Here is a 7,314-nt window from a genome sequence, read left to right on the forward strand (position 1 = left end):
CCACCGTGTCCTCCGGGCAGGTCCGCAGCGCCGCCATGCAGGTGACCCCCTCCGTGGGAGTGCCCGGCCTGGCCTGGTAACAGTTGGCAAGGGTGCGGTACTCGTACACCGGCCGCTTCTTGTCCGAGGCCACGACCGCGCCGCCCTTGTCACCCTTGAACTTCGGCAGGCCGAGGACCTGCTGGCGGGTCCATCCGATCTCCGCGTAATCATGGGTTGTCTTGCCACAGACTTTGAAGACGTTGTCCGGACAGGTGCCAGCTTGTGCCGAGGTCGCTGTGTAGAGGGCACCTCCAGTGATCAGTAGAAGCACTGCGAGGGCTCTGCCCAGCAGGGACCTCATTTCGCCACCTGCAACTTGTTGACCCACCAGTGCTTGTCGTACACGAGTGTCGCCAGGAAGATGCCCTTCGAACCTGTCGTCGTCCGTACCTGCTTGCCTTCTCTGTTGACCACTGGGACAGAGTGCTGTGTCGTCCAAACCAGGACGCTCTGGGCCACCTCGTCGTATCGTTGGATAGTCGCAGATGTTGGTTCGATCGAGAGTCCTTGGTGGTGGACCCCTTCCTTCTTCATGTCCTCGGCGCCTTCTTCGAAAGCACGGCAGATATTGCATCCGGGTCTGGACAGGCCCTCTAGCTGGGTAGGGTCAGCTCTCGTGAAGGCACGATTCACCTGGGTCATGTAGAAGGCGGCGAAGGCCTCGGCACCCCTCTGGGTCTTGGCCCGCGCAGCCTTGGGAATCTTGGCGGCCACCGGGTCGTCGGCCTTCGTCGGCGTCGCGCTCGTCGTCGGCACGCTGCTCGTCGTGCTCGCGGTCGGCACCGACGTGGCGACGCTCGTCGGTGACCCCGGTGGCTCCACCGGCTCAGGGTCTCCTCCCGAGCATGCCGCCACCGTCAGAGCGGCAGCCAGCACAGCGGCATACGGCATCAACCTGCGAGTCACAACCATGGGTTCCCCCGTCACATCCGAACAGAACTACGTCAAACGCCCCCATAGGGTGACACAGTTCCATCCCGAGCCACGGCCGGTGTCCACAGGCACACCCTTGCCCGACCTTGTGGAGCCCGCCGGGCCAGGAGCCTCAGTGCTGGTAGGTGCCCACCACGAGGGCGCGCCCAGCCGTCTTGAAGGCCAGGTTGAAGCTCAGCACCGCATTCGAGGCGGTCCCGTCGATGCCGAGCGAGTCCTCGGTGACCGCGTGCACGACCACGTAGTAGCGGTGCACCTGGTCACCCTGCGGCGGAGCGGCGCCCATGAAAGCCGCCTCACCACCATCGTTGCGCAGCATGAAGGAGCCGGCCGGCAGGCCCCCTCCGCCTGCTGCGCCGGCACCCACCGCCAAAGCGGTGACGTCGGCCGGGATGTCGACGACCGCCCAGTGCCAGAAGCCGCACGGTGTCGGCGCGTCCGGGTCGAACATCGTCACGACGTAGCTCCTGGTCCCCTCCGGCGCGCCGGACCATGCGAGCTGCGGGCTCGTGTTGCCCTTGGCCGCCACCTGCTCGTCCTTGAGCGGCTGGCCGTCGGTGATGTCCTCGCTGGTCACGGTGAAGGACGCGACCTTGGGAAGCAGTTCGTAGGGATCGGGGTGCTGGGGTCGATCGAGACTCATACCTGCACCGTATCTGCCGAGCCCGCCAGCCCTACCGACCCATCCGGACCTCGCGCGGGTCTTCGACCGCACACGCGATGCGCTCGACGTGGCGCTGTGGCATCGGCGGCAGCTCACTCAGCGCGAACCACGCCGTCTCGGTGGCCTCGTCGTCGCCGGGCCGGGGCTCACCGGAGACCCAACCGCAGCGGTACGTGTGGTCGAGGTACTGGCCCCGGTCGCCGTTGACGTGCTCGATCACCTCGCCGGCGCTGACCCAGACCAGCCGCTCCACCTCGGCGACGACACAGGTCTCCTCGAGCACCTCGCGCACGGCAGCGACGTGCGGCTCCTCCCCCGGGTCGACGATCCCGGTCACCGGCGTCCACTCGCCGGTGTCCGATCGCCGCAGCAGCAGCACCTCAGTGCGGTCGCCGACCTGGCGGAGCACGACGGCCGTGCACCCGGGCAACCACAGCAGTTCGTGGCCGATCATCGTGCGCAGGTGGGCGACATACGGAGGGATCGGCATAGCGGCGACCCTAACGCCGCGTACGGCTGCACGTCTGGGTCATCGTTAGGGTCGGGTCCGTGAGCACCGAGCGCGCCTACAGCACCGTGTCCGAGATCTTCGACCCGAACGAGTGGGATGCCGTCCCCGGTTTCGACTTGAGCGACATCACCTACCACCGGCGCCGAGCCCGCGAGGGTCGTCCGCGTCCCGAGTCGGGTGTCGTCCGGGTCGCGTTCAACCGGCCCGAGGTGCTCAACGCCTTCCGGCCGCACACGGTCGACGAGCTCTACCGTGCGCTCGACCACGCCCGGATGTCGCCCGATGTCGGGGTCGTGCTCATCACCGGCAACGGCCCCTCGGCCAGGGACGGCAAGTGGGCCTTCTGCTCCGGCGGCGACCAGCGGATCCGGGGTCGGTCCGGCTACCAGTACGCCACCTCCGCCGATGCCGACCCCAGCGCGGCCGGGGTCGACGAGGCCCGGGTCGAGGCCCAGGGCGGGCGGTTGCACATCCTCGAGGTGCAGCGGCTCATCCGGACGATGCCCAAGATCGTCATCGCCGTCGTGAGCGGCTGGGCCGCGGGCGGCGGCCACTCCCTGCACGTCGTGTGCGACCTGACGATCGCCTCGCGGGAGCACGCCCGGTTCAAGCAGACCGACGCGGACGTGGGGTCCTTCGACGGCGGCTATGGGTCGGCCTACCTCGCGAAGTCGGTCGGGCAGAAGTTCGCCCGTGAGATCTTCCACCTCGGGCGCACCTACACCGCGCAGGACATGCACCGGATGGGCGCGGTCAACATCGTCGCCGACCACGCCGACCTCGAGCGTGAGGCGCTGCAGGCCGCCTCCGAGATCATGGGCAAGAGCCCACAGGCACAGCGGATGATCAAGTTCGCCCTCAACCTGACCGACGACGGACTGATGGGCCAGCAGGTGTTCGCCGGCGAGGCGACCCGCTTGGCCTACATGACCGACGAGGCGATCGAGGGCCGCGACCAGTTCCTCGAGAAGCGCGATCCGGACTGGGCGCCGTTCCCCTGGTATTACTGATCTGGGATGTTGCCCATCAGCGGCCTGGTTGGTGCTCCGATGGGCACAAGCTGTGGCAGTAGCTGCGGGCGAGTTCTCATCAGACGCTCGAGGAGCCTGTCGCGAAGGCTGGGTTCATGACCGCCGGAATCGACGAGATGACGCGGTTGGCGTTGACGCTCCCGGTGGATCAGCGCGCCCAGGTGGCCAGCGCCCTGCTGGCCAGTCTCGACGACGTGACGGATCCGGCAGAGCTTCACCAGGCCTGGACAGCGAAGATCACGTCGGGTTGACGACATCACGAGCGGTCGGGTGCAGACCATCTCGCGGGACAATGTCAGGGCGCAGCTCGCGGCAGACCGTGCCGCGGGGCAGCGTTGATGCTCGACGTTCGCTACCACCCGGAGGCCCTGGCGGAGCTTCGTGCCGACGTGGCTTGGTACGAGGAGCGCGGCGCTGGGCTCGGCGATCGATTCGAGGCGACGGTCGACGATGTCGTTGACACGGTCCTGGGCTGGCCGGAAGCTGGCGGGGTCTGGCCTGGCTGGGAGAGCATCCCCGGTCGTGCGATCTCGCCGGGTGTCGGGCTTCCCGTACCGGTTGGTCTACCTGGTTCGGGGGGACCGAGCTCGTTGTCGTCGCGCCGGCGCACGAGAAACGCAGGCCCGGCCATTGGCGTGATCGCCTGGCGTCGACCTGAGGCTCGAGTCGGTGTCGCCGTTGAGCCCGGCATCCTTGCGCATGATGTTGCGACTCCTTGATGACCGGCGAGAGTCTCGCCTACGTCGTCTGCGGAGCCGTCGCCCTGGTGCGCTGAGGTCTGTTCCGAAGAACACAACAAGTCCTCGCCGCGGCATGAAGTCCAGCGTGGTACGGGTCACCGCGTTGGACTTGTTGTGTTCTACCACCCAGTAACTCGCCTGCGGCGCCCCTGGCGCCCGGTCGAGCGCCGCCAGGTGCCCGGTCGACAGGGTAGGGCGAGCAGACTGTCACGGCGGCAGGGCAAGATGAAGGGGTGAGCTCCCCGCACGACCCCTCCGACGCCGGCGCTGACGCCGGCGCGCGCCGGCCGCGGGTCGAGCCCACCGAGGAGATCGACGTCCCGCCGGGTGGCCGGCCCGCCGACTACCAGCAGCCACTGCGCACCACCGCAGCCAACGCGACCAGGGCCGTCGGCCGGGGGGTGGGGCGCGCCACCGTCGGCGGGGCCCGCCTCACCGCGCGCGCCGGGCGCTTCACCTCGCACACCTACCACGGCTACACACACTCCGGCGGTGCCGGCGAGTCGGGCCTGGCCCGCGTGACCGAGTTGCATGCGACCCACGCCGCCGGTGACGCCGCGATGATGGTCGCCCTCGCCGGCACGGTCTTCCTCAACCCGCAGACCGTCCAGGCCCGCGACGAGGTCGCCTCGTTCCTCCTGCTGACGATGATCCCCTTCACCCTCATCGCACCGTTCCTCGGCCCGCTGCTCGACCGCATCCCCTTCGGGCGGCGGTGGGCCATCGGCACGACGATGGCCTTGCGCGGCTTCCTCTGCTGGGTCATGGCCGAGGCGCTCACCAACCACAGCAACTGGCTCTTCCCCGCCGCGTTGACCTACCTCGTCGCCTCCAAGTGCTACACCGTCGTGCGCGCCGCAGCCGTCCCTCGCGTGCTTCCCCCCGACACCACCCTCGTCAAGGCCAACTCCAAGGTCTCCGTCGCGGGCATCATCGGCGGCACCGTCGGTGGCGCGCTCGCGGGGGCCCTCATGTTCGGGGGCGCGCCGTGGGCGCTCCGCGCAGCCTTCGTCGTCTTCGTCGTGGGCACGATCCAGGCGATCCGCCTGCCTGCCCGGATCGACAGCTCGGAGGGCGAGCTCGACCCCGAGGACACCGCGCCGATCCCCATCGAGAGCCGCGCGGGCAGAGCGGGCAGCGAGCGGCATATCCATCCCCCTGAAGATCACGCGCTCACCGTCGACTCGCTCGGGATCTTCGGGCGAGTGCGGCGCCGCGTCCGCGCGATCCCCTGGCCGGTGCGCCATGCGATGTGGTCGACCGGAGGGACCCGCCTGCTGACCGGCTTCCTCATTCTCTTCATGGCCTTCCTGGCCAGGGAGCACCCCATCGACGGGCTGCACGCCGGGATCGTGCTCGGCCTCGTCGGTGTCGGGATCGGCGTGGGCAATGCCTGTGGCAGCATCCTCGGCAACGTGCTGCGCGAGCATCGCCCCGAGCGCGTCGCGATGATCACCCTGCTCGTCGCGATGGTCACCTGCGCCGCGACCGGCATCTGGTACGGCCTGCTTCTCATCGTCGTCATCGGGCTCGTCCAGGGCCTCAGCTCCCAGCTCGCCAAGCTCTGCCTCGACGCCCTCATCCAGCGCGAGATCGACGAGCGCGTCCGCACGTCGGTGTTCGGCTGGTCCGAGACCACCCTGCAGATGCTCTGGGTCGTCGGTGGCGCGCTCGGGATCATCCTGCCGCTCAACCCGCACATCGGCTTCCCCGTCGCCGCCGCAGCGCTGCTCGGCTGCGTCATCCTCGCCGCCCGGTCCCGCTGGGTCGGCCGTCCTGCCCGACCGCTCCCGAAGGCTGCCTCGTGACGCTTCTGCCCCTGCCCGTGCCCGTGCCCGCCGGACCGGACGCCCTGTCGATCCTGCCCGTCCTCGAGGACGCCCTGACCGGCCGCGCCCCCGTCATGCCGTATGCCGCTGACGGGCCTCCCCCACTCGTCGCACCTCACGACCCTGCCGACCTGCCCGAGGGTCTGGCGGTGGCCGTCGGCACCTCCGGGTCAACCGGGCGACCGAAGTGGGTCCTGCTCACCGCCGAGGCCCTCGGCGCCTCAGCCGACGCGACGCACGACGTCATCGGGGGGTCCGGGTCGTGGCTGCTCGCCCTGCCGGCCCACCATGTGGCCGGGCTGCAGGTTCTCGTCCGCTCGCTCCGGGCGGGAACGACGCCTCTCGTCCTGGACAGCCGGGATGGTTTCACGGCCGCCGGGTTCGCGCGCGCCGCGGCCCGGCTCGAGGCGACGGGTGCCTCGCGACGCTACACAGCCCTCGTGCCGACGCAGCTCGGCCGGCTGCTCGCCGCCCAGGACGGGCTCGATGCGCTGCTCGGCTTCGACGGGGTCCTCGTCGGGGGATCGGCAACCCCGCAGGCGATGCACCGAGAGGCCCTCGAGGCAGGCGTCCCGCTCCGGCTCACCTACGGCATGAGCGAGACCGCCGGCGGCTGCGTCTACGACGGAGTGCCGCTTCCGACCAGCCAGATCCACATCGACAACGACCGACATGTCGTGCTCGGCGGCGCCACGGTCGCCCACGGCTATCTCGGCGAGCCGGGCCTGACGGCCGATGCCTTCTCCACCGACCCCGAGGGTGTCCGGTGGTTCCGCACCGACGACCTCGGCCGCTTCGACGAGCGCGAGCGGCTCGTCATCGACGGGCGAGCCGACGACGTCATCAACACCGGCGGCCTCAAGATCACCCCGGGCGTCGTCGAGGACGCGATCGCCCGGCACGTGCCGGACGTGCTCGACGCCATCGTCATCGGGATGCCCGACGGCGAGTGGGGCGAGGAGGTCTGCGCGGCCGTCACCCTGCTCGACCCGAACGCGCACGTGACCGCGCGTGACGTTCGCGACCAGCTGCGCGGCATCCTGCCGGACCCTGCGCTGCCCAGACGTGTCGTCACGCTGCCGACGATCCCCCACCTGGCTCCGGGCAAGCCCGACCGGGCGGCGATCAGGCTTGCCCTTCAGGGCGACTGAAGCCGACGGAACAAGGTGGCAAAATGGGATCGACCACCTCGCCGAAGGAGTGACCGATGGCTCGCGTACTGCTGACCGCAGCCGTGGTCTTCGCCACGATCTATGCGTTCGTCGACTGTCTCCAGACCAACGGACGCCGCATGCGCATGCTGCCGAAGGCGGTATGGCTGCTGCTCGTGCTGGTCCCCGTCCTCGGCCCGGTCCTGTGGTTCATCTCCGGGCGCGTCGACTCGCACGCGGTGCAGCGCCCCCCCGGTCGCGGCAGTTCCCGCCCTTCGGGCCCCCGGGGTCCCGACGACGACCCGGAGTTCCTGCGCCGGCTCTGAGCCCTGTGCCTACCGACAGCCGGGCCTGAGCGCCCGGGCCGTGTCGGTGCCCCGGATGCCGTCGGAGTAGTCGTTGGCGAAGTTGAC

At 69.6% G+C, this 7,314-nt stretch carries 9 protein-coding genes; 5 read left to right on the forward strand and 4 right to left on the reverse strand.

Annotation, left to right across the window (positions count from 1 at the left end; genetic code table 11):
* The 4 genes from L0H79_RS19095 to L0H79_RS19110 all read right to left on the reverse strand — a co-directional run.
* The coding region (locus L0H79_RS19095) for a hypothetical protein (RefSeq protein ID WP_301486229.1) at positions 1 to 343 on the reverse strand (343 nt) is incomplete at its 3' end.
* A complete protein-coding gene (locus L0H79_RS19100; protein ID WP_301486230.1) occupies positions 340 to 798 on the reverse strand; it encodes a DUF6318 family protein in 459 nt (152 codons plus the stop codon). The genes L0H79_RS19095 and L0H79_RS19100, both read right to left, overlap by 4 nt.
* A gap of 289 nt (positions 799 to 1,087) precedes the next feature.
* Positions 1,088 to 1,618, reverse strand: coding sequence for a YbhB/YbcL family Raf kinase inhibitor-like protein (locus L0H79_RS19105; RefSeq protein WP_301486231.1), 531 nt, complete (start codon positions 1,616 to 1,618; stop codon positions 1,088 to 1,090).
* 31 nt (positions 1,619 to 1,649) lie between these two features.
* On the reverse strand, positions 1,650 to 2,129 hold the full coding sequence (locus L0H79_RS19110) for an NUDIX domain-containing protein (RefSeq protein WP_301486232.1): 480 nt from the start codon (positions 2,127 to 2,129) through the stop codon (positions 1,650 to 1,652).
* A gap of 59 nt (positions 2,130 to 2,188) precedes the next feature.
* Between L0H79_RS19110 and L0H79_RS19115 the strand changes: the two genes are divergently transcribed.
* The 5 genes from L0H79_RS19115 (at position 2,189) to L0H79_RS19135 (ending at position 7,227) form a co-directional block, all read left to right on the forward strand.
* A complete protein-coding gene (locus L0H79_RS19115) occupies positions 2,189 to 3,160 on the forward strand; it encodes a 1,4-dihydroxy-2-naphthoyl-CoA synthase (protein ID WP_301486233.1) in 972 nt (323 codons plus the stop codon).
* 116 nt (positions 3,161 to 3,276) lie between these two features.
* Complete coding sequence (locus tag L0H79_RS19120) at positions 3,277 to 3,432, forward strand: addiction module protein (RefSeq protein WP_301486234.1); 156 nt, start codon at positions 3,277 to 3,279, stop codon at positions 3,430 to 3,432.
* A gap of 722 nt (positions 3,433 to 4,154) precedes the next feature.
* Positions 4,155 to 5,729 carry an MFS transporter gene (locus L0H79_RS19125; protein WP_301486235.1) on the forward strand — a complete coding sequence of 525 codons (1,575 nt, stop codon included), beginning with the start codon at positions 4,155 to 4,157 and terminating at the stop codon, positions 5,727 to 5,729.
* Complete coding sequence (gene menE, locus L0H79_RS19130; protein ID WP_301486236.1) at positions 5,726 to 6,901, forward strand: o-succinylbenzoate--CoA ligase; 1,176 nt, start codon at positions 5,726 to 5,728, stop codon at positions 6,899 to 6,901. The genes L0H79_RS19125 and menE overlap by 4 nt, the downstream gene beginning before the upstream one ends.
* 56 nt (positions 6,902 to 6,957) lie before the next feature.
* Positions 6,958 to 7,227: a PLDc N-terminal domain-containing protein gene (locus L0H79_RS19135; protein ID WP_301486237.1), complete on the forward strand. Its 270-nt coding sequence runs from the start codon at positions 6,958 to 6,960 to the stop codon at positions 7,225 to 7,227.
* Positions 7,228 to 7,314 lie beyond the last annotated feature (87 nt).

It is taken from the genome of Intrasporangium sp., from assembly GCF_030452765.1.
Lineage (GTDB): Bacteria > Actinomycetota > Actinomycetes > Actinomycetales > Dermatophilaceae > Intrasporangium_A.